This is a genomic window from Bacillus sp. M5A3_1b, from assembly GCF_053345335.1.
Genome location: NZ_JBKEZY010000003.1, coordinates 378261 through 402669, shown reverse-complemented (window position 1 = coordinate 402669; position 24409 = coordinate 378261). Strand labels below are relative to the sequence as shown.

Annotated in this window: 30 protein-coding genes; 28 read left to right on the top strand and 2 right to left on the bottom strand. The window is 38.5% G+C overall.

What is annotated here, in order from left to right:
- Nucleotides 1–228 precede the first annotated feature (228 nt).
- The 13 genes from murA (at nt 229) to ACLBWW_RS11695 (ending at nt 11650) form a co-directional block, all read left to right on the top strand.
- The gene (gene murA / locus ACLBWW_RS11755; protein WP_000413258.1) at nt 229–1518 is read left to right on the top strand and encodes a UDP-N-acetylglucosamine 1-carboxyvinyltransferase; all 1290 of its coding nucleotides are present in this window, start codon (nt 229–231) and stop codon (nt 1516–1518) included.
- Between the two features lie 116 nt (nt 1519–1634).
- Nucleotides 1635–2600 carry a class II fructose-bisphosphatase gene (gene glpX / locus ACLBWW_RS11750; RefSeq protein ID WP_000442336.1) on the top strand — a complete coding sequence of 322 codons (966 nt, stop codon included), beginning with the start codon at nt 1635–1637 and terminating at the stop codon, nt 2598–2600.
- A 393-nt stretch (nt 2601–2993) separates the two neighbouring features.
- Nucleotides 2994–4265: a transcription termination factor Rho gene (gene rho / locus ACLBWW_RS11745; RefSeq protein WP_001053898.1), complete on the top strand. Its 1272-nt coding sequence runs from the start codon at nt 2994–2996 to the stop codon at nt 4263–4265.
- A gap of 444 nt (nt 4266–4709) precedes the next feature.
- Nucleotides 4710–4955, top strand: coding sequence for a type B 50S ribosomal protein L31 (locus ACLBWW_RS11740; protein ID WP_000643447.1), 246 nt, complete (start codon nt 4710–4712; stop codon nt 4953–4955).
- Between the two features lie 110 nt (nt 4956–5065).
- Nucleotides 5066–5650, top strand: coding sequence for a thymidine kinase (locus ACLBWW_RS11735; RefSeq protein ID WP_000281084.1), 585 nt, complete (start codon nt 5066–5068; stop codon nt 5648–5650).
- A 314-nt stretch (nt 5651–5964) separates the two neighbouring features.
- Nucleotides 5965–7032 (top strand): peptide chain release factor 1, encoded by a 1068-nt coding sequence (gene prfA / locus ACLBWW_RS11730; RefSeq protein WP_002096180.1) that lies wholly within the window; start codon nt 5965–5967, stop codon nt 7030–7032.
- A complete protein-coding gene (gene prmC / locus ACLBWW_RS11725) occupies nt 7032–7883 on the top strand; it encodes a peptide chain release factor N(5)-glutamine methyltransferase (RefSeq protein WP_048542701.1) in 852 nt (283 codons plus the stop codon). Before prfA ends, prmC begins: the two co-directional genes overlap by 1 nt.
- A gap of 112 nt (nt 7884–7995) precedes the next feature.
- The gene (gene spoIIR, locus ACLBWW_RS11720; RefSeq protein ID WP_098132305.1) at nt 7996–8856 is read left to right on the top strand and encodes a stage II sporulation protein R; all 861 of its coding nucleotides are present in this window, start codon (nt 7996–7998) and stop codon (nt 8854–8856) included.
- A gap of 49 nt (nt 8857–8905) precedes the next feature.
- Nucleotides 8906–9364, top strand: a complete 459-nt coding sequence (locus ACLBWW_RS11715; protein WP_000758432.1) for a hypothetical protein — start codon at nt 8906–8908, stop codon at nt 9362–9364.
- 108 nt (nt 9365–9472) lie between these two features.
- Nucleotides 9473–10516 (top strand): L-threonylcarbamoyladenylate synthase, encoded by a 1044-nt coding sequence (locus tag ACLBWW_RS11710; protein WP_048560279.1) that lies wholly within the window; start codon nt 9473–9475, stop codon nt 10514–10516.
- Between the two features lie 74 nt (nt 10517–10590).
- The gene (locus ACLBWW_RS11705; RefSeq protein WP_048542694.1) at nt 10591–11139 is read left to right on the top strand and encodes a manganese efflux pump MntP; all 549 of its coding nucleotides are present in this window, start codon (nt 10591–10593) and stop codon (nt 11137–11139) included.
- Nucleotides 11140–11158: 19 nt separating this feature from the next.
- The gene (locus ACLBWW_RS11700; RefSeq protein ID WP_001037624.1) at nt 11159–11290 is read left to right on the top strand and encodes a hypothetical protein; all 132 of its coding nucleotides are present in this window, start codon (nt 11159–11161) and stop codon (nt 11288–11290) included.
- A gap of 81 nt (nt 11291–11371) precedes the next feature.
- Nucleotides 11372–11650: a DUF3935 domain-containing protein gene (locus ACLBWW_RS11695; protein ID WP_048542692.1), complete on the top strand. Its 279-nt coding sequence runs from the start codon at nt 11372–11374 to the stop codon at nt 11648–11650.
- A 267-nt stretch (nt 11651–11917) separates the two neighbouring features.
- Here ACLBWW_RS11695 and ACLBWW_RS11690 read toward each other — a convergent pair whose 3' ends face one another.
- Together ACLBWW_RS11690 and ACLBWW_RS11685 are read right to left on the bottom strand one after the other, a co-directional pair.
- Entirely contained in the window at nt 11918–12529 is a 612-nt protein-coding gene (locus ACLBWW_RS11690; RefSeq protein ID WP_048542688.1) for a flavin reductase family protein, read from the bottom strand.
- A gap of 159 nt (nt 12530–12688) precedes the next feature.
- Nucleotides 12689–13075, bottom strand: a complete 387-nt coding sequence (locus ACLBWW_RS11685; protein ID WP_087985979.1) for a DoxX family protein — start codon at nt 13073–13075, stop codon at nt 12689–12691.
- Between the two features lie 387 nt (nt 13076–13462).
- On the opposite strand from ACLBWW_RS11685, the gene ACLBWW_RS11680 reads away from it, so the two are divergent.
- The 15 genes from ACLBWW_RS11680 (at nt 13463) to atpG (ending at nt 24322) form a co-directional block, all read left to right on the top strand.
- A complete protein-coding gene (locus tag ACLBWW_RS11680) occupies nt 13463–13960 on the top strand; it encodes a PTS sugar transporter subunit IIA (protein WP_000473649.1) in 498 nt (165 codons plus the stop codon).
- 247 nt (nt 13961–14207) lie between these two features.
- A complete protein-coding gene (locus ACLBWW_RS11675) occupies nt 14208–14648 on the top strand; it encodes a low molecular weight protein arginine phosphatase (RefSeq protein WP_048542685.1) in 441 nt (146 codons plus the stop codon).
- Between the two features lie 96 nt (nt 14649–14744).
- Complete coding sequence (gene rpiB / locus ACLBWW_RS11670) at nt 14745–15188, top strand: ribose 5-phosphate isomerase B (RefSeq protein ID WP_000869917.1); 444 nt, start codon at nt 14745–14747, stop codon at nt 15186–15188.
- A gap of 21 nt (nt 15189–15209) precedes the next feature.
- Nucleotides 15210–15827, top strand: a complete 618-nt coding sequence (locus tag ACLBWW_RS11665) for a TIGR01440 family protein (RefSeq protein ID WP_095205689.1) — start codon at nt 15210–15212, stop codon at nt 15825–15827.
- 253 nt (nt 15828–16080) lie between these two features.
- Nucleotides 16081–17322 (top strand): serine hydroxymethyltransferase, encoded by a 1242-nt coding sequence (glyA, locus tag ACLBWW_RS11660; protein ID WP_000349796.1) that lies wholly within the window; start codon nt 16081–16083, stop codon nt 17320–17322.
- A gap of 270 nt (nt 17323–17592) precedes the next feature.
- The gene (upp, locus tag ACLBWW_RS11655; protein WP_000517539.1) at nt 17593–18222 is read left to right on the top strand and encodes a uracil phosphoribosyltransferase; all 630 of its coding nucleotides are present in this window, start codon (nt 17593–17595) and stop codon (nt 18220–18222) included.
- A gap of 373 nt (nt 18223–18595) precedes the next feature.
- Nucleotides 18596–18709, top strand: coding sequence for a DUF4024 domain-containing protein (locus tag ACLBWW_RS11650; RefSeq protein ID WP_048542683.1), 114 nt, complete (start codon nt 18596–18598; stop codon nt 18707–18709).
- A 26-nt stretch (nt 18710–18735) separates the two neighbouring features.
- A complete protein-coding gene (locus ACLBWW_RS11645; RefSeq protein WP_001171220.1) occupies nt 18736–18960 on the top strand; it encodes an AtpZ/AtpI family protein in 225 nt (74 codons plus the stop codon).
- Complete coding sequence (locus ACLBWW_RS11640) at nt 18960–19352, top strand: ATP synthase subunit I (protein WP_000567600.1); 393 nt, start codon at nt 18960–18962, stop codon at nt 19350–19352. The genes ACLBWW_RS11645 and ACLBWW_RS11640 overlap by 1 nt, the downstream gene beginning before the upstream one ends.
- Nucleotides 19353–19359: 7 nt before the next feature.
- Nucleotides 19360–20079 carry a F0F1 ATP synthase subunit A gene (gene atpB / locus ACLBWW_RS11635; protein ID WP_048542682.1) on the top strand — a complete coding sequence of 240 codons (720 nt, stop codon included), beginning with the start codon at nt 19360–19362 and terminating at the stop codon, nt 20077–20079.
- A 56-nt stretch (nt 20080–20135) separates the two neighbouring features.
- Nucleotides 20136–20354 (top strand): F0F1 ATP synthase subunit C, encoded by a 219-nt coding sequence (gene atpE / locus ACLBWW_RS11630; RefSeq protein ID WP_000052064.1) that lies wholly within the window; start codon nt 20136–20138, stop codon nt 20352–20354.
- Between the two features lie 129 nt (nt 20355–20483).
- Nucleotides 20484–20990, top strand: coding sequence for a F0F1 ATP synthase subunit B (gene atpF / locus ACLBWW_RS11625; protein WP_001142625.1), 507 nt, complete (start codon nt 20484–20486; stop codon nt 20988–20990).
- Entirely contained in the window at nt 20987–21529 is a 543-nt protein-coding gene (gene atpH / locus ACLBWW_RS11620; protein ID WP_000064683.1) for a F0F1 ATP synthase subunit delta, read from the top strand. Before atpF ends, atpH begins: the two co-directional genes overlap by 4 nt.
- A gap of 11 nt (nt 21530–21540) precedes the next feature.
- The gene (atpA, locus tag ACLBWW_RS11615; protein ID WP_000027511.1) at nt 21541–23049 is read left to right on the top strand and encodes a F0F1 ATP synthase subunit alpha; all 1509 of its coding nucleotides are present in this window, start codon (nt 21541–21543) and stop codon (nt 23047–23049) included.
- Between the two features lie 412 nt (nt 23050–23461).
- Nucleotides 23462–24322, top strand: coding sequence for a F0F1 ATP synthase subunit gamma (gene atpG / locus ACLBWW_RS11610; RefSeq protein WP_000157696.1), 861 nt, complete (start codon nt 23462–23464; stop codon nt 24320–24322).
- Nucleotides 24323–24409 lie beyond the last annotated feature (87 nt).

Genomic DNA, 24409 nt, shown 5'->3' with positions numbered 1-24409 from the left:
AAATAGAAAATAATGTGCATAGTCCTATTAATAAATGTGATAATGTATCTAAATTGATAATGTAAATTCGATGAATAGTTAATCTTTATCTATTCGTACTACGGGAGAAATGAAGATAATGGTTTCCTATTCATTGAGTGTTAGGGTGGAAAGAGTGATTGAGATTCTTAAGGGGAGCTTTCTATAAGGATATAGAAAGTAAATACATTCATAAGAAGGGAGCTCAATATGGAAAAATTGCTAATTGAAGGCGGAAGAGCTTTAAATGGAACAATTCGAGTGAGTGGTGCAAAGAACAGCGCCGTTGCACTAATTCCAGCGACAATTTTAGCAGATACTCCAGTAACTATTGGTGGTGTCCCTAATATTTCGGACGTGAAAATGTTAGGAGACTTGCTAGAGGAAATTGGAGGAAGAGTAGCTTATGGACAGGAGGAAGAGATGATAGTCGATCCTTCTAACATGGTTGCAATGCCTTTACCGAATGGAAAAGTGAAAAAATTGCGTGCTTCTTATTATTTAATGGGTGCGATGCTTGGCCGTTTTAAAAAAGCTGTTATTGGGCTTCCAGGTGGATGTCATTTAGGACCGAGGCCTATTGATCAGCATATTAAAGGATTTGAAGCGTTAGGTGCACATGTTACGAATGAACAGGGTGCGATTTATTTAAGAGCAGATGAATTGCGCGGGGCACGTATTTATTTAGATGTTGTTAGTGTAGGAGCTACAATTAATATTATGCTAGCAGCTGTGCGAGCGAAAGGTAGAACTGTTATTGAAAACGCAGCGAAAGAACCAGAGATTATTGATGTAGCTACATTGTTAACAAGCATGGGTGCACGCATTAAAGGTGCGGGCACAGATGTAATCCGAATTGATGGTGTGGATTCACTGCACGGTTGTCACCATACGATCATTCCGGATCGTATTGAAGCGGGTACGTATATGATTTTAGGAGCTGCATCAGGAGGAGAAATAACGGTTGATAATGTGATTCCTCAGCATTTAGAGTCAGTTACAGCGAAGTTAAGAGAAGCTGGTGTCCAAGTTGAAACGAACGATGACCAAATTACAGTGAACGGTAATAGAAGGTTAAAAGTAGTTGATATAAAAACGCTTGTATATCCAGGATTCCCAACAGATTTACAACAACCATTTACAACGCTTTTAACAAAGGCGCACGGAACGGGTGTTGTAACGGATACGATTTACGGCGCACGCTTTAAACACATTGATGAATTACGTCGTATGAATGCACAAATTAAAGTGGAAGGTCGTTCGGCAATTGTAACTGGTCCTGTTTTATTGCAAGGCGCAAAAGTGAAAGCAAGTGATTTGCGAGCTGGAGCGGCTCTTGTTATTGCAGGGTTAATGGCGGATGGAATTACGGAAGTAACCGGACTTGAGCATATTGATCGAGGTTATGAAAATATAGTAGACAAGCTTAAAGGTCTTGGCGCAAATATTTGGCGAGAACAAATGACAAGCCAAGAAATTGAAGAGATGAAGAACGCATAAGTGATACTTCCGCAAGGGGGAAGCGAAGCATCACTACTTGCGGAAGTATACTTTGTAGAGAAACACGGTTCACAAAATACGGCAGAAATATAAAGACTTAAAGGAGAGGGATTATCGTGGAAAGAAGTTTATCTATGGAGTTAGTACGTGTAACAGAGGCTGCAGCATTATCATCAGCGCGTTGGATGGGGCGCGGGAAAAAGGATGAGGCAGACGGTGCAGCAACATCAGCTATGCGTGATGTATTTGATACAATCCCGATGAAAGGTACAGTTGTAATTGGTGAAGGCGAGATGGACGAAGCACCAATGCTGTATATCGGAGAGAAATTAGGTACAGGATATGGACCACGTGTAGACGTTGCGGTTGATCCTTTAGAAGGGACAAACATCGTAGCAGCTGGTGGATGGAATGCTCTTGCTGTTATTGCAATTGCAGATCATGGTAATTTGTTACATGCTCCTGACATGTACATGGATAAAATCGCGGTTGGCCCAGAAGCGGTTGGGGCGGTCGATATTGATGCGCCTATTATCGATAACTTACGTGCGGTTGCGAAAGCGAAAAATAAAGATATTGAAGATGTTGTAGCGACAGTTTTAAACCGTCCACGTCATCAAGCGATTATCGAAGAAATTCGTAAAGCTGGTGCTCGTATTAAATTAATTAACGATGGCGATGTGGCTGGAGCAATTAACACTGCATTTGATCGCACAGGTGTAGATATTTTATTCGGCTCTGGTGGAGCACCTGAGGGTGTATTAGCAGCAGTTGCATTAAAATGTTTAGGTGGAGAAATCCACGGAAAGCTTCTGCCTCAAAATGAAGCTGAATTAGCTCGTTGTAAAAAAATGGGTATTGAAGACATAAATCGTATCCTTCGCATGGAAGACTTAGTAAAAGGTGACGATGCAATCTTTGCGGCAACAGGCGTAACAGACGGAGAACTATTACGCGGCGTTCAATTTAAAGGTAGCGTAGGAACAACACAATCCCTTGTTATGCGTGCAAAATCAGGCACAGTACGCTTCGTAGACGGACGTCATAGCTTGAATAAAAAACCAAACTTGGTTATTAAATAAAAAGTGGAAGCGGCTCGTTCAGAATCGCAGGGTATTGGAACTCTCGACCTTGAAGCGCTTTTTGCTTCGAGCGAGAGAGTGAAATGACCGGAGATTCTAGCCGCTGGAACTGGATTAAATAAAAGTGGAAGCGGCTCGTTCAGAATCGCAGGGCATTGTAGCTACTGACCATTCTAGTTACTGGAACTAGGTTAAATAAAAGCGAAGACAAATTTTCTTGTCTTCGCTTCTTGTATTTGTGTTTCAACGTATTGATTAAAACTAGATAAAAGGGTTACAATAGTGAATATTACCCTACTTGAACTTATTGCCTTTCATTATTAATTATTTGCCTTCCGTATTTTTTCCCTTTACCCATGTGAAAAGAGAATAACGTTAAAGTGTGGTGTCTGAATGAATTTGTCAATTGCAGCATTAGAAAACATGAAATTAAAAGAGTTATACGAGCTTGCGAAAGAATTTAAGATTTCGTATTATAGCAAATTAACGAAAAAAGAGTTAATCTTCGCTATCCTAAAAGCTCGAGCAGAAAAAGAAGGTTTCTTCTTCATGGAAGGCGTATTAGAAATTATTCAATCAGAAGGATTTGGATTCCTACGTCCTATCAACTATTCTCCAAGCTCAGAAGATATTTATATCTCAGCTTCGCAAATTCGTCGTTTCGATTTACGTAATGGAGACAAGGTTTCTGGTAAAGTACGACCTCCGAAAGAAAATGAACGCTATTTTGGATTATTACAAGTTGAAGCTGTAAACGGAGATGATCCAGAGTCAGCAAAAGAGCGTGTGCATTTCCCTGCATTAACACCATTATACCCAGATCGCCAAATGAAATTGGAAACGGAACCGAAAAAGTTACCGACACGCATCATGGATTTAATCGCACCAGTTGGATTTGGACAACGTGGTTTAATTGTCGCGCCTCCAAAGGCTGGTAAAACAAGTCTATTAAAAGAAATCGCACACAGTGTTACAACAAATCACCCGGAAGCTGAATTAATTGTACTTTTAATTGATGAGCGTCCAGAGGAAGTAACAGACATTGAACGTTCTGTTAAAGGAGATGTTGTAAGCTCTACTTTTGATGAAGTGCCAGAAAATCATATTAAAGTAGCGGAACTTGTGTTAGAACGTGCAATGCGTCTTGTAGAGCACAAAAAAGATGTTATCATTTTAATGGATAGTATTACCCGTTTAGCGCGAGCTTACAACCTTGTTATTCCGCCAAGTGGTAGAACATTATCGGGTGGTATCGACCCAGCTGCCTTCCATAGACCGAAGCGTTTCTTTGGAGCTGCACGTAATATTGAAGAAGGCGGTAGCTTAACGATTTTAGCAACAGCGCTTGTTGATACAGGATCTCGTATGGACGATGTAATTTACGAAGAATTTAAAGGAACTGGAAATATGGAACTTCACTTAGATCGTTCATTAGCTGAGCGTCGTATCTTCCCGGCAATTGATATTCGCCGTTCTGGTACACGTAAAGAAGATCTATTAATTCCGAAAGAACATTTAGACAAGCTATGGGGTATTCGTAAAACAATGCGTGATACACCAGACTTTGTCGAAGGTTTCTTACGTAAACTTCGTCAAACAAAGACAAATGAAGAATTTTTACAAAACATTGTTGCAGACTCAAAAAGATATGTAACAACTAAGTAAAGGGAAAAGATTGGGACTCGCTTATTTTGTGGTAAGCGAGTTTTTTATGTTTTTTTAAGGGAATATTAGAGAGAGTAATATATGGGAAAAATTTTATTTTTTGAGATGAAAATTATATTTGGGTCGAGAGTTTGAAGTGTCCCGGATTCTGAACGAGCTGCTTGCGCTTTTAATTATATCCAGCTCCAGCGGCTAGAATCTCTGGCCATTTCGCTCTCTCGGTCGAAGCAAAAAGCGCTTCTTGGTCGAGAGCTCCAATGTCCTGCGATTCTGAACGAGCCGCTTGCGCTTTTAAATTTTAAAAAGACAAAAACAGGTAGTTGCAAAATGGAGTTAGCCTTGTTATAATTTCATCATATGTGTTTCATCAATATAGTTGTGTAAGCAGCTGAAGATGAAAAACTCTGTTTCGAAAATGATTCAGGGCGGAAGGAGATGAAAAGAATGAAAGCAGGAATCCATCCAAATTACAATAAAGTTGTATTTATGGACACGAACACAGGCTTCAAATTCTTAAGCGGGTCTACTAAAGGCTCTAGCGAAACTGTTGAGTGGGAAGATGGTAACACTTATCCATTACTAAAAATTGAGATCAGTTCTGATTCTCACCCATTCTACACTGGACGTCAGAAGTTTGCTACTGCAGACGGACGTGTTGACCGCTTCAATAAGAAATACGGTATCAAGTAATAAAGAACATAAAACAGGCAAGTGTATGTATTCGCTTGTCTGTTTTTTTTGCAAAAATATTAAACCTTTACCCTACTTTGGATTAGGAAAGTAGATGAAAGGAGAGCTCAATGTACTTAATGAATCAAAATGGTTGGATTGAAGTGATTTGCGGGAGTATGTTTTCTGGAAAATCAGAAGAGCTCATCCGCCGTATACGCCGTACGCAATTTGCGAAACAACATGCGATTGTATTTAAACCATGTATTGATAATCGTTATAGTGAAGAAGATGTTGTATCACATAATGGATTAAAGGTTAAAGCAGTTCCTGTTTCAGCTTCAAAAGATATATTTAACCATGTAGCAGAAGAAATGGATGTTATTGCAATCGATGAGGTACAATTTTTTGATGGGGACATTGTGGAAGTGGTGCAAGTATTGGCAAATCGTGGCTATCGTGTCATTGTAGCTGGATTAGACCAAGATTTCCGTGGTCTACCATTTGGACAAGTTCCTCAGCTGATGGCGATTGCTGAACATGTAACTAAGTTGCAGGCAGTGTGTTCTGCATGCGGATCTCCTGCAAGTCGTACGCAACGTTTAATCGATGGAGAACCAGCGGCATTTGATGATCCAATTATTTTAGTTGGGGCTTCAGAATCGTATGAACCACGTTGTCGTCATTGTCATGCAGTACCTACAAAACAAAGATAAATGAAACTCGCTATGTAGAGCGGGTTTTTTTCGAAAATAGATGAAGATTGGTGGCCGGCTCTTCGTACAGCTAAGAACTTTAGCAGTCAGAGCTGAGCAAGCCGCTTACGCTTTTAAATATTATCTAGCTCCAGCGGCTAGAATCCCCAGCCATTTCACTCTCTCGCTCGAAGCAAAGAGCGCTTCAAGGTCGAGAGTTCCAAATAGCCTGCGATTCTGAGCGAGCCGCTTACGCTTTTAAATATAATTTGCGTTTTTTTGATTAAGTACCATATACTATTTGTATTAGATACTAGGATGTAGAGGTGAATGGTGTGTTAGATCGTTTGCAGGCTGTAGAAGATCGTTATGAGAAGTTAAATGAATTGTTAAGTGATCCAGAGGTTATTAGCGATACGAATAAGCTTCGTGAGTATTCAAAGGAACAATCTGATATGCAGGAAACGGTAGAGGTGTACCGTGAGTATAAAGATGTTCGTGAGCAATTAAGAGATGCAAAAGCAATGTTAGAAGATAAGTTAGACGCTGATATGCGTGACATGGTAAAAGAAGAGGTTTCTGAATTAGAAGGGCAAGATAAAGAATTGTCAGAGCGTCTGAAAATTTTACTTGTTCCAAAAGACCCTAATGATGATAAAAACGTTATCGTTGAGGTTCGTGGTGCTGCTGGTGGTGACGAGGCCGCTTTATTTGCTGGTGATTTATATCGTATGTATAGCCGTTATGCTGAGGTACAAGGTTGGAAAACTGAAATTATTGAAGCGAGCTATACAGAGTTAGGTGGATATAAAGAGATTATCTTTATGATTAACGGTAAAGGTGCGTTTGCGAAGCTGAAATTCGAGAATGGTGCTCACCGTGTACAACGTGTTCCTGAAACGGAATCTGGTGGACGTATTCATACATCTACAGCAACTGTAGCTGTATTACCAGAGGCAGAAGAAGTAGAAATTAGTATTCATGAAAAAGATGTTCGTGTTGATACGTTTGCTTCTAGTGGTCCTGGTGGACAAAGTGTTAATACAACGATGTCAGCGGTACGTTTAACGCATTTACCGACTGGTGTAGTTGTATCGTGTCAGGATGAGAAATCACAAATCAAGAATAAAGAAAAAGCGATGAAAGTATTACGCGCACGTGTTTATGATAAGTTTAGACAAGAAGCGCAAGCTGAGTATGATCAAAACCGTAAACAAGCTGTTGGTACGGGTGATCGTTCAGAGCGTATTCGTACGTATAATTTCCCGCAAAACCGCGTTACAGACCATCGAATCGGTTTAACGATTCAAAAGCTAGATCAAATCTTACAAGGTAAGTTAGATGATTTCATCAATGCCTTAGTGATGGAAGATCAGGCTCAAAAGATGGAGGCAGCTGAGTAATGCGTGTCTATGAAGCCCTGAAATGGGCTTCTTCTTTTTTACAGGAAAATGGACGAGATGAAAATGCGGGAGAACTTGTCCTTTGTCATGTATTAAAGACGAACAGAACCGGAATGCTCATGAATATGCGTGAAGAAATAACTGTGGAACAAGAAACAAGTTTTACGGAGTTTATTCACAAACATGTAGAAGGTATTCCTATTCAATATATGATTGGTTATGAAATGTTTTATGGACGGTCGTTCTTTGTGAATGAAGAAGTATTAATACCCAGACCGGAAACAGAAGAGCTTATAGTGGGAGTGTTAGAAAGAATCGAGCGTCATTTTGGCGATGAGAAACTACATGTGGCGGACATTGGTACAGGTAGTGGAGCGATTTCTATTACGCTTGCTTTAGAAAATAAAAATCTTCATGTGTATACGGTAGATATTGCACAAGAGTCGATTGAAGTTGCAAAAGAAAATGCAAAAACTTTAGGCGCAGAAGTAACGTTCTATCATGGTGATTTATTGTCACCATTTTATAAAACAGGTCAAAAGTTAGATGTTGTTGTTTCAAACCCTCCATATATACCGGAAGAGGATTGGCGTGGTCTTTCTCCTGTGGTGAAAGAGCATGAGCCAAAGAGAGCACTTGTTGGCGGTGAAGACGGATTAGATTTCTATCGCCGTTTTATGGAAGAGTTGCCGAATGTGTTGCAGAAGAAAGCAATTGTGGCATTTGAAATTGGAGTAGGGCAAGGCGAGGATGTAAAAGGGTTGTTACAACAAGCTTTTCCACATGCCCATGTTGAGGTTGTTTTTGATATTAATGGAAAAGATCGTATGGTATTTGCAGAGATGGAGTAAGGTTCACACCTTACTCTATTTTTTTGTGGAAAAATTTATATAGATTTTGAATTTAATAGTTTAGAAAGATGAAAGTCTGTCCACACTGTTTGTAGAAGGGACGGTGGAGGAAATGAAAAAACAAGTTATTGCTTATCTTCTTCTATTATTAATTGGTGCACAGTTGCTTGTGCAGTTTGGATATATGAAAGCTGATGCGAAAGGGCCTTCAGTTATTCCGAAAGAGGCCGTTCGATTACGGATTTTAGCAAATAGTGATTCAGATAAAGATCAGGCTTTAAAGCGCAAAGTGCGTGATGAAGTAAAAGCACAAATTGATGGATGGGTAGCAGATTTAACTTCATTTGAAGAGGCACGTAAAGTCATTCAAAGTCATATTCCAGAAATCGAAAAAACAGTGGCAAATACGTTGAAAAAAGAAGGAAGTAAAGATTCATTTCAAGTGAAATTTAGTAAGAATGTAAAGTTCCCTACAAAGGTATATGGTAATTTTATTTATCCAGCAGGGGAATATGAGGCGGTATTGATTACAATTGGGGAAGGGGAAGGGGCAAACTGGTGGTGTGTATTATTTCCACCGATGTGTTTCTTAGATTTTTCAAGTGGTACAGCTGTAAGGAAAGAAGAACATGTTGTGAAGGCTGAATCTCCTGAAGAGGGGGAAGTTAAGGAGCAAGATGAGGAAGTAGTGGATGTACCAGAGAAGAAAGAGGATAAGGTGAAAGAAAAGAAAGCTGTAAAGCAGGAAGTTGCAAAAAAAGTAACAGCTTCTGAAAAGAAAGTAGTAAAAAATGAAACGAAAGTAGAAGAACAACCTGTAAGTAAAGAAGAAACAAAAACTGTTGAAAAAGTGGAGAAACCTGTGGAACAAAAGCAAGAAAAACAAAATGAGTATGTAAAAGTAGAGGAGGAAGAAAAGCCAGAAGTTAAATTATTTATTGTAGAAGCTTTTACATCTTTATTCTCTAAATAGTACTATTAGTAGGTCCCTTCTCATATATAACAAAGAGGAGGGATTTACTATGAAGAAAGTATATTTTGCTACGAAAGCAGATGTGGAAAGATTGCATTCTTTTTTCGGACAAGCTAATAAAAAAGATGATAAAATAAATGAGTTGTACGCGCAATTTATGATTTTGGAAGAGGCGGAAGAAATACGGGCTGTCATCGGATATGAACAAAGTGAAGAACACGCACTGATTCGTTCTTGTTTATTCACACCTAATGTGGATAAACAGACTTTCTTATATTTTTTTGAAATGTTTTTGCAGTATATGAACGAAAAAAATATTCGACAATTGTACTTACTAACAAATCATCCACAATCTATAACAATCTTTCAGTTTTTTGACTTTGTTACTATAGAGAAAGAAAACGTACCAGAGGGAATTCGACAGTTAGAACACTTTTGTAAAAATATAAAAGAGCCAAATGCAATAATACTAAATTGTCAGCTATTCACAAAGTTATCCACGGATTAATTAGGTTTATCCACATTTTGTGGATAAACCTTGTTTGTCTTTTGGATAAATCTCATAGTAAACTAAAAATAGACAAGTATTTCAGGGTAGAAAAGGACGTGGGAAAAAATGCATACAAATATGTGGGTTGTGGATAATGTTGTGGAAAGAAAAAAATATTATCCACAGTTACAAGAAGCAGCAAAATTATTAAGGGAAAATGAGGCGATTGCCTTCCCTACAGAAACGGTATATGGACTAGGTGCAAACGCGATGAATGATGAAGCAATCGCGAAAATTTTTGAAGCGAAAGGAAGACCGAGTGATAATCCACTTATTGTCCACATCGGTACAAAATCACAGTTAGATGGGATTGTGAAAGAAATCCCGCCAGTTGCAGAGAAGTTAATGGAGCATTTTTGGCCAGGCCCGTTAACAATTATTTTACCTAGAAAAGAAGGGATTTCAGAGAAGGTGACGGCAGGACTTAATACGGTTGGAGTAAGAATGCCTGATCATCCAGTAGCGCTTGCTCTTATTGAAGAGGCAAATGTGCCTGTTGCAGCACCGAGTGCGAATCGCTCTGGGCGCCCAAGTCCGACACTAGCTTCTCACGTATATGAAGATTTAAATGAGAAAATTGCAGGTATTGTAGATGGTGGTGCGACGGGAGTAGGTGTTGAATCGACTGTAATTGATTGTACGAGCGAGGTTCCAACGATATTACGCCCAGGTGGGATTACGAAAGAACAATTAGAAGCGGTAATCGGTACTGTTTCTTTAGATCCGGCTTTAAAGGACGAGAAGGAAAAACCGAAATCACCTGGAATGAAATATACACATTATGCACCGAAAGCGCCGCTTAGTATTGTTGAGGGCTCACGTGAATTTATTCAGCTTATTGTGGATAAGAAAAAGGAAGAAGGATTTAAAGTAGGTGTATTAACGACGGAAGAATATCAGCATGTATATAGCGCGGATGTTGTATTATCTTGTGGTGTTCGAAGTGATTTAGCTAGCGTTGCGACTAAATTATATGATGTACTTAGAACGTTTGATGCAAGTGAAGTGGATGTTATTTTTAGTGAATCATTCCCGAATGAAGGAATAGGGAATGCCATTATGAATCGCTTAACGAAAGCGGCAGGCCATCAGGTTATTACTGAATCGTAAGGTACGATTAGCAAACCGAATATTTCTCCTCGGATAAGCATATTTTGAAGTAGCACGTCCGAGGAGGGACATGAATGACGTTTGAACAGCTAATACCTTTAATAATTATGGCATTCGCTTTAGGAATGGATGCGTTCTCGGTGAGTCTTGGTATGGGGATGATGACCTTAAAGTTAAGACAAATCCTGTATATCGGTATGACTATAGGGATATTTCATATTATCATGCCATTTATAGGGATGGTATTAGGTCGTTTTTTATCAGAACAGTATGGAGACATTGCACATTTTGCAGGTGCTATTTTATTAATTGGACTAGGATTCTATATTGTGTATTCATCTATTTTGGAGAATGAAGAGACTAGAACGGCCCCTATTGGAATTAGTTTATTCGTATTTGCATTTGGCGTTAGTATAGATAGTTTTTCAGTAGGCCTTAGTCTTGGTATTTACGGGGCGCAGACAATTATTACGATATTACTTTTTGGATTTGTTAGTATGTTATTAGCGTGGATTGGTTTATTAATTGGTAGACATGCAAAAGATATGCTCGGCACATATGGCGAGATAGTAGGTGGTATCATTCTCGTTGGATTTGGATTATATCTCCTTTTTCCTATATAATTTTAAATAGGAGGGAGTTATGAATAAATTATTGGAATGGTATATTCGATTTTTAACTTTTTTTCCTAGGTGGTTAAGACGGCTTGTTATTTGGGGTATTATTTTGCAAATTTCAATTTTAGGTTGGATGAAGTTAATTCGCGAATGGTAAGATAGCTCCTTTCTGTGCATAGTTTTATTTATACTATACTGATTGCGCTAAAAAATTATAGATATAGAAAGGATGAGATGAATGACGAGATTGAAGCAAGTTTTTGGTATTATTATTAGTTTTTTTGTTTTTTGGTTTAGTATGCTCGGTGTACAAATGTTTGCTGAGTTTTTAGATATTGAGTCATTGAAGTTTGTTGCGGGAAAAACGGAGGCAGCGCGTGCCTTTTATTCTCCGTATCCGTTTATAATTGTTTTTCTTATTACATTGCTTTCCCTATATTTCTTAGTAATTAAGCTTGGGAAACCGAAAAAAGAGAAAGTATCTACTTTAGAGGAAAAAAAGGAAGAATTACAATGATAAAATCCCTTGCTAAATAGCAGGGGATTTTATGTTTGAGTGATGGAAGTAATTGAGTTACATTCGCTCTCTCGCTCGAAGCAAAAAGCGCTTCAAGATCGAGAGCTCCAATGCCCTGCGATTCTGAACGAGCCGCCTCTGCCTTTAGATATATCCAGTTCCAGCGGCCAGCTCTTCGCATCTAAGAACCTCCCGCACGAAAGGTAAAAAGCACCTTTTGTGCGAGAGAACCTTAGCCGGTCAGAGCTAAGCGGGCCACTTCCACTTTTAGATAGGCCTTACCAATTCAAATTGTTCTCCTAGTTTTGCGTAGTTGTGTCCTGCTAGACGGCTTACTGGTTTTAGTACTTCTGCATGAATGCGGCCGTTTTCGTATAGGTGTTCTGCGACGTGGAAACGAACGACGCGTCCGATTAGTAGATCGCAAGCTGGTGAGTCTTCTGTTCCGCCAAGAGGGATAGCGCGTTCTAGTACGCACTCCATTCGAATATTTGCTTCTTTTACACCTGGAACGGAGATAACATCACTTTCAATTGGTGTTAGTTTTGCTAGTTCAATTTCGCTTTCATTTGGCGGGAGGTTAGCCGCTGTTTCGTTAATTGCTTTTACGTAAGATTCATCAGAAATATGTACGACAAACTCACCCTTTTCGATTGCGTTTCGAGAAGTATCTTTCGGTGTTCCTGCTTTTCGTTGTACAGAAACTGAGATAAGTGGTGGATTAGCAGCGACAATATTGAAATAGCTATACGGTGCTCCGTTTAATACGCCGTCTTTTGTTACAGAAGTAACGAATGCGACAGGGCGTGGAATGATACTTCCCGTTAATAATTTGTAATTCTCTTTTTCCGTTTGTTCATTTGGATTAATGGATAACATGCGTAAAATCCCCTTTCTAAATATGACGACTTATTGTTTGTTTACAAGATGTTAGTGGAAAACTCCTGCTGAAAATAATATTTTTATTACATAAAAAGAACTTACTTCATTGTGATTGAAGTAAGTTCCGTCTAAATAATCTCGAATTCAAGATAAAAATTATAATAAAACGTATGCCCCAGGTCCGATTAAAGCTACTCCGACAGCAACAGCGATTAACATTAAGTTGTATTCATATCCGTTTTGTGTTACCCAGTAACCATTTTTTCCGTGAACAGTGAAGATTGCCATTAACATTGTTCCAACGATAAATAATGAACCAATTGCAGTGAAAATACCTGATGCGAATAAGAAGCCACCTAATAATTCAGTTGCGCCAGCCATAAATGCCATGAATACACCAGGACGTAAACCGATTGACTCCATCCAGCCGCCTGTTCCTTTTAAACCGTAACCGCCGAACCAACCAAATAATTTTTGAGCACCATGACCCATGAATGTAATACCTATAATAAGACGAATAATAAGAAGACCGATATCCATCATTTCAAAAAACCTCCTAAAAGTTATTAACTTACCTTATGTAAGTAATAATAAAATAGTTACTTACTTTAGTCAAGTGGATTTTGAAAAAAGTTTGAAAAAAATTTTACAAATTAACAACAAAAAACAAAATGTAGTAAAGACCTCTAGACAAGTTGGGTAAAAAAAGAGAAAATATAAGTAGAAGTTAACTTCTTATTGTTATTCAGACAATCAGAATTGACTGGAATTTTGCAAAGAGCTACAATAAGAGTCTATTAGTAATGACGTAATTTATTTCGAAAGCGTTTTTACAGTATAATATTCGAAGTATGAAGTCTTACATGTATCCCGAGTTTTACTAGGGATTGCCCTATAAACTTTTAGGTAAATTATGAGGAGGACTATCCTATGTTTAAAAAATTATTCGGTTTTGGTTCAAAAACAAATGAAGAAACAATCGTAGCTCCATTAACTGGAGCAGTGAAAAATATTGAAGAAGTACCAGACCCAGTATTCGCTGGTCGTATGATGGGTGAAGGTGTTGCAATCGATCCTACTGAAGGTGTAGTTGTATCTCCAGTTGATGGTGAAATCGTACAATTATTCCACACAAAACATGCTGTAGGAATTAAAGCGAAAAACGGTACAGAAATTTTAATCCACGTTGGATTAGAAACTGTAAAAATGGAAGGCGAAGGTTTCGAAGCTCACGTTTCTGAAGGCCAAGCTGTAAAAGCTGGAGATAAATTAATCTCATTCGACTTAGAATTAATCCGTGAAAAAGCGAAAAGTACAATTACTCCAATCGTTATTACAAACACAGATGCAGCTGAGTCTATTAAAACAACTGTAGGGGTAACAGCTACAAAAGGTTCAACAGAAGTAATGAAAGTTACAATGAAATAATTATTGTATAAGAGGAATCCGTTTCATATGAAATGGATTCCTTCTTTTGTTTTGTAGTACGCTTGCTATGTATGTTAAAATACTCTAGGCACTTGGAAATAGGGTTTCACATATATGTGGATAAGGCGCATTTTTCTTAGAAAAAATATAAGAGAAATGCGCCTTTCGTATATTCACATTTCTTTTGTTCTATTCTTATGTACGTTATGATGAAAGATAGGAAAAAGAAGAAAAGGGGTGGGTTTGGATGGAACGAGTGTTATTTATTTGCACTGGAAATACATGCCGTAGCCCGATGGCTGAGGCGTTACTTCGTCATCATGGAGAAGGGAAGTTTGAAGTGCAATCTGCTGGTGTTTTCGCCTATCCTGGAAGTGATGCGTCGATATATGCAAAGGAAGCTTTAGCTGAAAAGGGAATTACAATCGATCATGCTTCGCAACAGATAAATGAAGCTTTGATTGATTGGGCAGATATTGTAGTAACAATGACGGAAAACCATAAGCAAATTGTACTTGGGCATTATCCGAGTGTTGAAAAGAAAGTGGATACATTATATGGAGTAACTGAGGGGATAAGTAAGGATATTTCAGATCCATTTGGCGGTTCGCTTTCTATTTATAAAGAAACGTTAGAAGAGATGGAAAAACTTGTACAAACTTTACTGAAAAAACATTCAGAAGGTTGATGTTTCGTGTATAATACGATATTGGAGATTACTTCGTTCCGTTAAGGTAACGAGTGAGAAATGAAGATAATTGATTAAAACTTTGGAGGGGTAAAAATGAAAGTAGTAGTAGCATCTGATCACGGCGGTATGAATATCCGTAAAGAACTTGTAAGTTTATTAGAAGAGTTAAATATTGAATATATTGATTTAGGTTGTGAATGTGAAGCTGGTTCTGTTGATTACCCTGATTTTGCGTTTCCAGCAGCGGAAATGGTAGCGAATGGCGAAGTAGATCGTGGTATTTTAGTTTGTGGGACAGGCATCGGTATGTCAATTGCAGCAAACAAAGTAAATGGTATTCGTTGTGCATTAGTTCATGATACTTTCAGTGCGAAAGCAACGAGAGAACATAATGATACGAACATGTTAGCAATGGGCGAGCGTGTAATTGGTGCAGGTCTAGCACGTGACATCGCAAAAATTTGGTTAACAACTGACTATGAAGGTGGTCGTCACGAAAACCGCGTAGGAAAAATTAAAACATACGAAACAAAGTAATAGATTCTAACTAGAAGTAGTATGAAATATAATTTGGTGAACCAACCTGTGAAAGGAAGAGGCGTAATGACAGAAATCGTAAAGGTAAGAGAACAGTTACAAATTTCGCTTGCTGATTTCCAAGAACAAGCTTCATTACAAAGTGGACAAATTTTTGTAGTGGGGTGTAGCACGAGCGAAGTGCTAGGAGAAAGAATTGGGACATCAGGAACGATGGAAGTAGCAGAGGCGATTTTTTCTGAGTTAAAACAATTTCAAGAACAAACAGGTATTGAGTTGGCGTTTCAATGTTGTGAGCATTTAAACCGTGCTTTAGTAGTTGAGAGAGAGTTGGCGATGAAATATCAATTTGAAATTGTAACAGTTACGCCTGTTAGATCAGCAGGTGGTGCATTAGCAACATATGCGTATCACAATTTGAAAGATCCGGTAGTAATTGAGTTTATTAAAGCAGATGCAGGAATGGATATTGGTGATACATTTATCGGTATGCATTTAAAGCATGTAGCTGTTCCGGTTCGTACAGGTGTGAAGGAAATTGGAAGTGCGCATGTAACGATGGCAACGACACGTGGAAAACTAATTGGTGGAGCACGTGCTGTTTATGCGGCGAAGGAAGAGACTATAACTTGCCGTTAGACATGAAAAATTATAAAGTCGCATAATAGCTTTATATCGAAAGATAAAAGGTATGTAGTCTGACTTTATAATAGAAGAAAGAAAAGACCGATTTTCGGTCTTTTTTTTCTTTTATGATATAGAAAGTCATGTTAGAATGTAGTTGAAAACATGAAGGTTCGAAAGAATTACAACCTGAATTTTCGTTTTTTCTGAATAAATGAGAAAAAACTATTGGGAATCGATGTAATTCGTTCAGAAAAGGGGGATTTTGGTGGATCATTTAAAACGTCAAGATGAAAAGGTATTTGCTGCAATTGAGGCAGAACTAGGAAGGCAGCGTTCAAAGATTGAGTTAATTGCTTCGGAAAACTTCGTAAGTGAAGCAGTAATGGAGGCGCAAGGTTCTGTTTTAACGAATAAGTATGCTGAGGGATATCCTGGAAAACGTTACTATGGTGGCTGTGAGCACGTAGACGTAGTGGAAGATATCGCACGTGATCGCGCGAAAGAAATTTTTGGCGCAGAGCATGTAAATGTTCAACCGCATTCTGGTGCACAAGCGAACATGGCAGTATACTTCACGATTTTAGAGCAAGGCGATACAGTACTTGGTATGAATTTATCTCATGGTGGTCACTTAACACACGGAAGCCCTGTTAACTTCAGTGGAGTACAATATAATTTCGTAGAATATGGCGTGGATGCTGAGTCTCACCGTATTAATTACGATGATGTATTAGCAAAAGCGAAAGAACATAAACCAAAATTAATCGTTGCAGGTGCAAGTGCATATCCTCGTGTTATCGATTTCAAACGATTCCGTGAGATTGCAGATGAAGTGGGTGCATACTTTATGGTTGATATGGCACATATCGCTGGTTTAGTAGCTGCTGGTTTACATCCAAACCCAGTACCACATGCACATTTCGTTACAACGACAACACATAAAACATTACGTGGTCCACGTGGTGGTATGATTTTATGTGAAGAGCAATTTGCAAAACAAATTGATAAATCAATCTTCCCTGGTATTCAAGGTGGTCCACTTATGCACGTAATCGCTGCAAAAGCTGTTGCATTTGGTGAGACACTACAAGATGATTTTAAAACATATGCACAAAATATCATTAATAATGCGAATCGCTTAGCTGAAGGTCTTCAAAAAGAAGGACTTACACTTGTATCTGGTGGAACAGACAATCATTTAATCCTGATTGATGTTCGTAACTTAGAAATCACAGGTAAAGTAGCAGAGCACGTGTTAGATGAAGTTGGTATTACAGTGAACAAAAATACAATTCCATTTGAAACAGCAAGCCCATTTGTAACAAGCGGTGTACGTATCGGTACGGCAGCTGTAACATCTCGTGGTTTCGGTTTAGAAGAAATGGATGAAATTGCGTCACTTATTGCTTACACATTAAAAAATCATGAAAATGAAGCTGCATTAGAAGAAGCAAGTAAGCGTGTAGAAGCGTTAACGAGCAAATTCCCAATGTACACAGACCTATAATAGATTAAAGAAGACTGCTGAGACGTAATTGTTTTGGCAGTTTTTTTTGGACATATATTGTTCTTTAAGTATGTATACAAATGATGAATAAATTTTGGCGATATAATGAAGGATACAGCTCCCATAATTGGTAAAGATACTAGATAGATTCATCGTAAAATCATGATTTTGCCAAATTTGCCCTTGAATATTAGTAGCGTTTTCTTTACAATCGTAAATAGTGTAAAAAAGCGTGCAAACGCATGAATATCATCTAAAGGAGAGATTCACATGGGAAAACTGTATGTATTTGATCACCCGTTAATTCAACATAAGATTACATATATTCGCGATAAGAATACAGGTACGAAAGATTTTCGTGAATTAGTGGACGAAGTAGCAAGTTTAATGGCTTTCGAAATTACTCGCGATCTTCCACTTAAAGACATTGAAATTGAAACACCTGTAAGCAAAGCGACAACAAAAGTGATCGCTGGTAAAAAGCTTGGTTTAATTCCGATTTTACGTGCAGGTTTAGGAATGGTTGATGGAATTCTGAAATTAATTCCAGCAGCAAAAGTAGGACACGTTGGTTTATACCGTGACCCTAAAACATTACAACCGGTAGAATACTATGTGAAACTTCCAACGGATGTAGAAGAACGTGACTTTATCGTACTAGATCCGATGCTAGCAACAGGTGGTTCTGCAGCTGAAGCAATTAACTCTCTGAAAAAGCGCGGTGCAAAACAAATTAAATTAATGTGTATCGTTGCAGCTCCAGAAGGAGTAAAAGTAGTACAAGAAGAACATCCTGATGTTGATATTTATGTAGCAGCATTAGATGAGAAATTAAATGATCACGGATATGTAGTACCAGGTCTTGGTGATGCTGGTGACCGTTTATTCGGAACGAAGTAAGACAACTGACGAGAGGGGATTCCCCTCTCGTTTTTTTGTACTCTGATGAGGTAGGGGAGGGGGGGATAAATATACATAGTATATACAACATAAGTTGAATACACACCACATATAATATAGAAGTCTTACGTCTAAAGAGCACTATATTATGGAAGGAAAGCGTTATATCGTAAAAATATAATAGTGACAAACTTGTGAACATTTCCTTCTATTATAATGAGAAAACTGCTAGAAATTGCATATCTCTAACCAGTATTTAGAAGGGGAACGTTTTCATTTTTGGGAGGAAATGACTAATACTCAAATTTTTTGATTTTTTACGATTTCTCGTTGACACTGTTAATACCCTATTGTATGCTAACAACGGGGATAGATGGTAGGGCTTTCAGTGACAAAAATACATCTATTCCGTGACGAAAATGTAAACTTTTTAATTTGTATAGGATTTATGCAAAAAAATGAGTTATTATTAACACATCGTGAATGAGGGTTACATATTGGAGGGATGAATCCTTGCAAAAAAACGATCGCAGCCATATAAAAGCTTATGCTTTAATGTCAGGTATTCTTGCTCAGTTAGTCGGTTCTATTCTTATTGGAATCTTTGGTGGGCAGTGGATTGATAGTAAGGTTGGAACGTTTCCATTGTTTCTTATTATAGGGTTATTACTCGGATTAGGAACAGGGATATACGCAATGATTCGACTCATTCGACATTACTATTCGGGAGAGCAATGATGATAGACGTACATGGACTTGTCCAAAGACAAAAGAAATATATGTACTACTTGCTTGCGCTTCTAGTGCTAGGATGGGGATTCACCTCTTACAAGGATGTATTTCTTGGGCTGATTATCGGAACGATTTTCAGTTTTCTTAGTTTGCGCATCATTGCACGTAGAACAGACAAGCTGTTGGATCGCGTAACAAATGGAGAAAACGTGAAGTTTAAGGCGACAGCGGTAAGTACATATTCGAGATTCGCCACGATTGGATTATTAATTTTATTTGCAGCCAAATATCAAGAGTTAATCGCGATGTGGGGCCTAGGTGTAGGATTGCTGACAGGATACCTTGTCATGATCATAGATTTTCTTTATTTAGAGTATAAGAGCAGGGAAGAGAGGTGAATTACTAGTGGAACACGGTAAATTAGTTAAATTTCTAGGTTTAACGTTCGATTTGTCATCAGTTATGATGGTTACTGTAGCAGCAGTTATAGTTTTCTTAATCGCTGTTATCGGAACTCGCAGTTTAGCCCTTCGCCCAACCGGGATGCAAAACTTCATGGAATGGGTGTTTGACTTCGTGAAAGGGATTATCAATAGTACGATGGACTGGAAAACAGGTGGGCGTTTCTTAACGCTTGGCGTTACGCTTATCATGTTTATCATCGTATCGAACTTCCTTGGTTTACCATTCATGTATTCAACAGTTGAGGCTGGCGAACATATTGCATGGTGGAGATCACCAACGTCTGATCCAGCAGTTACATTAACATTAGCCGTGATGGTAGTTACCCTCACCCATTATTATGGAATTAAGATGAAGGGTACGAAAGAATACGTAAAAGGTTATTTCCAACCTATGAAATTCTTATTCCCATTAAAGGTTATTGAGGAGTTTGCTAACACACTAACGTTAGGTCTTCGTTTATTCGGTAACATTTATGCAGGTGAGATCTTATTAGGATTACTTGCTAAGTTAGGTGGGGCATCATTCCTTGGAGCATTAGGTGCGCTTGTACCAATGTTAGCATGGATGGGATTCAGTGTATTCGTTGGATCAATCCAGTCATTTATTTTCGTTATGTTAACGATGGTTTATATGGCTCATAAAGTAAGCCATGACCATTAATATAATTTAAGTAAGAAAAAATTTATTTTTTTATAATACAAAGGAGGACAAATTAAATGAGTTTAGGTGTAATCGCAGCTGCAATTGCAATTGGTTTATCAGCATTAGGTGCAGGTATTGGTAACGGTCTTATCGTATCACGTACAATCGAAGGTGTTGCTCGTCAACCAGAATTAAAAGGCGCGCTTCAAACAATTATGTTCATCGGGGTTGCTTTAGTTGAGGCACTTCCAATCATCGGTGTAGTTATTGCATTCATCGTAATGAACAAATAAGGGAGACTCCCCTTACATAGATGGCGAAGAGTGTTTTTCCGAACTTTCTTCGCCATTGCTTTATGAACGAAACGTATGTCTTTTTTTTTCATATGATCAATTTAGATATTTTGAAGGGAGTGAATCCTTGTGCCAACTTTATTATTAGGGGCTTCCATTCCATTTGGAACGATTGCTTATACATTGTTCATTTTCTTACTTCTATTAGTAATGCTACGCAAATTCGCGTGGGGCCCTTTAATGGGAATTATGAAAGAACGTGAAGAGCATGTTACTAATGAAATCGACGCTGCAGAAAGAAGTAACGCTGAAGCGAAGAAATTAGTAGAAGAACAACGTGAAATGTTAAAACAATCGCGTGTTGAAGCACAAGAGTTAATCGAAAGAGCGAAAAAACAAGCTGTAGATCAAAAAGATGTTATTGTTGCTGCTGCGAAAGAAGAAGCAGAATCAATTAAAGCATCTGCTGTACAAGAAATTCAACGCGAAAAAGAGCAAGCGATTGCTGCTTTACAAGAACAAGTCGCTTCTTTATCTGTTCAAATTGCTTCTAAAGTAATTGAAAAAGAGTTAAAAGAAGAAGATCAAGTTAAGTTAATTCGCGATTATATTAAAGAAGTAGGAGAAGCGCGATGAGCAATGGGATTGTAGCAAAACGTTATGCTGTCGCTCTTTTTAAAATTGCAAAAGAAAAACACGTATTAGAAATGTTTGAAGAGGAATTACGCCTTGTACAAAACGTTTATGTAAAGAACGGAGAACTACATAGCTTTTTAACGCAACCGAACATTTCAAAAGAGCAGAAGAAAACGTTTCTTGCGAACGTATTCGGATCTGTTTCTGAATCTATTTTAAATACGTTATATATTTTAATTGATAACAAACGCATTGATATCTTACCTGAAATTGCAGATGAATATGTTGTTCTTGCTAATGAAGAACGTAACGTAGCCGACGCAACTGTATATTCTACTCGTCTTCTATCAGAAGAAGAGAAGCTTAACATTGCAGAAGCATTTGCAAAGAGAACGGGAAAAGACGCAATTCGCGTAAAAAATGTTGTAGATGAAGATTTACTAGGCGGCATTAAAGTACGTATTGGAAATCGCATTTACGACGGAAGCTTGCAAGGAAAATTAGCACGTATTCAGCGTGAATTAATGAAGAATAGATAGGGGTGAAGCACATGAGCATCAGAGCTGAAGAAATTAGCGCACTGATAAAGCAACAAATCGAGAACTATCAGTCTGAAATCGAAGTTAGTGATGTTGGTACAGTTATCCAAGTTGGTGACGGTATTGCGCGTGCTCATGGTCTTGATAACGTTATGGCTGGTGAACTTGTAGAGTTCTCTAACGGCGTTATGGGACTAGCACAAAACTTAGAGGAAAACAACGTAGGTATCATTATTTTAGGACCTTACACAGAAATTCGTGAAGGTGATGAAGTTCGTCGTACTGGTCGCATCATGCAAGTACCAGTAGGAAAAGAACTAATCGGTCGTGTTGTAAACCCATTAGGTCAACCAGTTGATGGTTTAGGCCCAATCAATACAACAAACACTCGTCCAATCGAAAGTCCAGCACCAGGTGTAATGGATCGTAAATCTGTTCATGAGCCACTTCAAACAGGTATTAAAGCGATCGATGCTCTTGTACCAATTGGCCGTGGTCAACGTGAGTTAATCATTGGTGACCGTCAAACAGGTAAAACAGCAGTTGCACTTGATACAATCATTAACCAAAAAGATGAAGATATGATTTGTATCTATGTAGCTATCGGACAAAAAGAATCAACTGTACGTAACGTAGTAGAAACACTACGTAAGCACGGTGCATTAGATTACACAATCGTTGTAACTGCATCAGCTTCTCAACCAGCTCCATTATTATACTTAGCTGCTTATGCTGGTGTAACAATGGGTGAAGAGTTCATGTACAATGGTAAACACGTATTAGTAGTATATGATGACTTATCAAAACAAGCAGCGGCTTACCGTGAGCTTTCATTACTATTACGTCGTCCTCCAGGTCGTGAAGCATATCCAGGGGATGTATTCTACTTACATTCTCGCTTATTAGAGCGTGCAGCAAAATTAAGTGATGCAAGAGGCGGCGGTTCTTTAACTGCACTACCTTTCATCGAAACACAAGCAGGGGACGTATCAGCTTACATCCCAACAAACGTAATTTCTATTACGGACGGACAAATCTTCTTACAATCTGACCTATTCTTCTCTGGCGTACGTCCAGCGATCGATGCGGGTACTTCTGTATCTCGTGTAGGTGGATCTGCTCAGATTAAAGCAATGAGTAAAGTATCAGGTACACTTCGTCTTGACCTTGCATCTTACCGTGAGTTAGAAGCGTTCGCTCAGTTCGGTTCTGATCTTGATAAAGCAACTCAAGCGAAACTAAACCGTGGTGCTCGTACTGTTGAGGTATTAAAACAAGGATTACACAAACCATTACGTGTAGAGAAACAAGTTATCATTCTTTACGCTTTAACACGTGGATTCCTAGATGATATCCCAGTAGTAGATATCACTCGTTTCGAAGAAGAATTCCATGCTTGGTTAGATTCTAATGCGACTGACTTATTAGAAGAAATCCGCACAACTAAGAAACTTGCGGATGACGACAAATTTGCAGCAGCTATTAATGGATTTAAAAAAGTATTCGTAGCTTCTGAATAATAATTGAAAGTGAAGTCGACTGTTCAGCCCCATCGGCTAAGGTTCTTTCCCACAAAAGGTGCTTTCTACCTTTTGGTGGGGAAGGTTCTTAGACGAAAGGGGCTAGGAGATGGAACTAGATAAATAAAAGCGGAAGCGGCTCGTCCTGAATGTGAGGGGGGGGGAGCTTCTGACGAAGAGGCGGTCTTTGCCTCGTAGGAAGAAGTGAAGCCACCGAACATTCAAGCCGCTGGAGCTAGATAATATATAAAAGGCATCTCAAGTTTTGAGATTGCTGACGGTTATGTAAAGGAAAAGAGTAGGTGCACCTATTCTTTTCCTTCAATCATGAGCAAGAATATCTTGCAACGTAGATTAGGAAGAGAATTCTTACTAATCGTGCCAACTTCCGGAAAAAAGGTGGTGAAAACCTGTGGCATCTTTACGCGATATAAAAGCGAAGATTAACTCGACAAAGAAAACGAGTCAAATTACGAAAGCGATGGAGATGGTATCTGCATCTAAGTTAAACCGTGCAGAGCAAAATGCTAAATCTTTCGTTCCGTATATGGAAAAGATTCAAGAAGTAGTAGCGAGCATTGCGCAAGGAAGTAAAGGAATTAATCATCCGATGCTAAATGCGCGTCCTGTAAAGCGTACAGGGTACATCGTTATTACATCTGATCGCGGACTAGCAGGTGGTTATAACAGTAACGTATTACGTACAGTAAGTAACGTAATTCGTGAACGTCATAATATGGATTCAAACCAATATTCAATTATTGTGCTTGGCCGACTAGGACGTGATTATTTAAAACGTCGCGGCTTTAATATCATTGATGAAGTAGTTGGACTATCTGACCACCCATCATTTACTGATATTAAAGATCTTGCTTCTCGAGCAATTGCGATGTTTGCAGATGGTGCTTATGATGAGCTGTATATTTACTACAACCATTACGTAAGTAAAATTTCACAAGAAGTAACGGAAAATAAAATTTTACCGCTTACTGATGTGGCGTCTGACAAACCGACGACAGCTTATGAATTCGAACCTTCTGAAGAAGAAATTTTAAAAGTACTATTGCCACAATACGCAGAAAGCTTAGTGTACGGTGCATTACTAGACGGTAAAGCAAGTGAACACGCAGCGCGTATGACAGCAATGAAGAGTGCTACAGACAACGCAATGGAAGTTATCGATTCACTTACACTTTCATTCAACCGTGCGCGTCAGGCAGCGATTACGCAAGAAATTACGGAAATCGTTGGTGGAGCAGCAGCGTTAGAGTAGTAATAAAAAGCGTAGGCGGCTCTTTCAAAAGAGTCGCGTAAGCTATAAACCAATAAAAAATTAAAAGCTAACTGCTCGTAGAAAGTT

Coding starts and splice junctions, on each gene's coding strand:
- ACLBWW_RS11740 (WP_000643447.1), top strand. CDS start 4,710: ATGAAAGCAGGAATCCATCCAAATTACAATAAAGTTGTATTTATGGAC.
- ACLBWW_RS11680 (WP_000473649.1), top strand. CDS start 13,463: ATGTTTAAAAAATTATTCGGTTTTGGTTCAAAAACAAATGAAGAAACA.
- upp (WP_000517539.1), top strand. CDS start 17,593: ATGGGAAAACTGTATGTATTTGATCACCCGTTAATTCAACATAAGATT.
- ACLBWW_RS11640 (WP_000567600.1), top strand. CDS start 18,960: ATGATAGACGTACATGGACTTGTCCAAAGACAAAAGAAATATATGTAC.
- ACLBWW_RS11710 (WP_048560279.1), top strand. CDS start 9,473: ATGCATACAAATATGTGGGTTGTGGATAATGTTGTGGAAAGAAAAAAA.
- ACLBWW_RS11685 (WP_087985979.1), bottom strand. CDS start 13,075: ATGATGGATATCGGTCTTCTTATTATTCGTCTTATTATAGGTATTACA.
- ACLBWW_RS11650 (WP_048542683.1), top strand. CDS start 18,596: ATGGTAGGGCTTTCAGTGACAAAAATACATCTATTCCGTGACGAAAAT.
- ACLBWW_RS11690 (WP_048542688.1), bottom strand. CDS start 12,529: ATGTTATCCATTAATCCAAATGAACAAACGGAAAAAGAGAATTACAAA.
- murA (WP_000413258.1), top strand. CDS start 229: ATGGAAAAATTGCTAATTGAAGGCGGAAGAGCTTTAAATGGAACAATT.
- atpE (WP_000052064.1), top strand. CDS start 20,136: ATGAGTTTAGGTGTAATCGCAGCTGCAATTGCAATTGGTTTATCAGCA.
- rpiB (WP_000869917.1), top strand. CDS start 14,745: ATGAAAGTAGTAGTAGCATCTGATCACGGCGGTATGAATATCCGTAAA.
- ACLBWW_RS11695 (WP_048542692.1), top strand. CDS start 11,372: ATGACGAGATTGAAGCAAGTTTTTGGTATTATTATTAGTTTTTTTGTT.
- prmC (WP_048542701.1), top strand. CDS start 7,032: ATGCGTGTCTATGAAGCCCTGAAATGGGCTTCTTCTTTTTTACAGGAA.
- ACLBWW_RS11675 (WP_048542685.1), top strand. CDS start 14,208: ATGGAACGAGTGTTATTTATTTGCACTGGAAATACATGCCGTAGCCCG.
- rho (WP_001053898.1), top strand. CDS start 2,994: ATGAATTTGTCAATTGCAGCATTAGAAAACATGAAATTAAAAGAGTTA.
- ACLBWW_RS11700 (WP_001037624.1), top strand. CDS start 11,159: ATGAATAAATTATTGGAATGGTATATTCGATTTTTAACTTTTTTTCCT.
- ACLBWW_RS11735 (WP_000281084.1), top strand. CDS start 5,066: ATGTACTTAATGAATCAAAATGGTTGGATTGAAGTGATTTGCGGGAGT.
- ACLBWW_RS11715 (WP_000758432.1), top strand. CDS start 8,906: ATGAAGAAAGTATATTTTGCTACGAAAGCAGATGTGGAAAGATTGCAT.
- atpH (WP_000064683.1), top strand. CDS start 20,987: ATGAGCAATGGGATTGTAGCAAAACGTTATGCTGTCGCTCTTTTTAAA.
- ACLBWW_RS11705 (WP_048542694.1), top strand. CDS start 10,591: ATGACGTTTGAACAGCTAATACCTTTAATAATTATGGCATTCGCTTTA.
- atpA (WP_000027511.1), top strand. CDS start 21,541: ATGAGCATCAGAGCTGAAGAAATTAGCGCACTGATAAAGCAACAAATC.
- ACLBWW_RS11665 (WP_095205689.1), top strand. CDS start 15,210: ATGAAATATAATTTGGTGAACCAACCTGTGAAAGGAAGAGGCGTAATG.
- spoIIR (WP_098132305.1), top strand. CDS start 7,996: ATGAAAAAACAAGTTATTGCTTATCTTCTTCTATTATTAATTGGTGCA.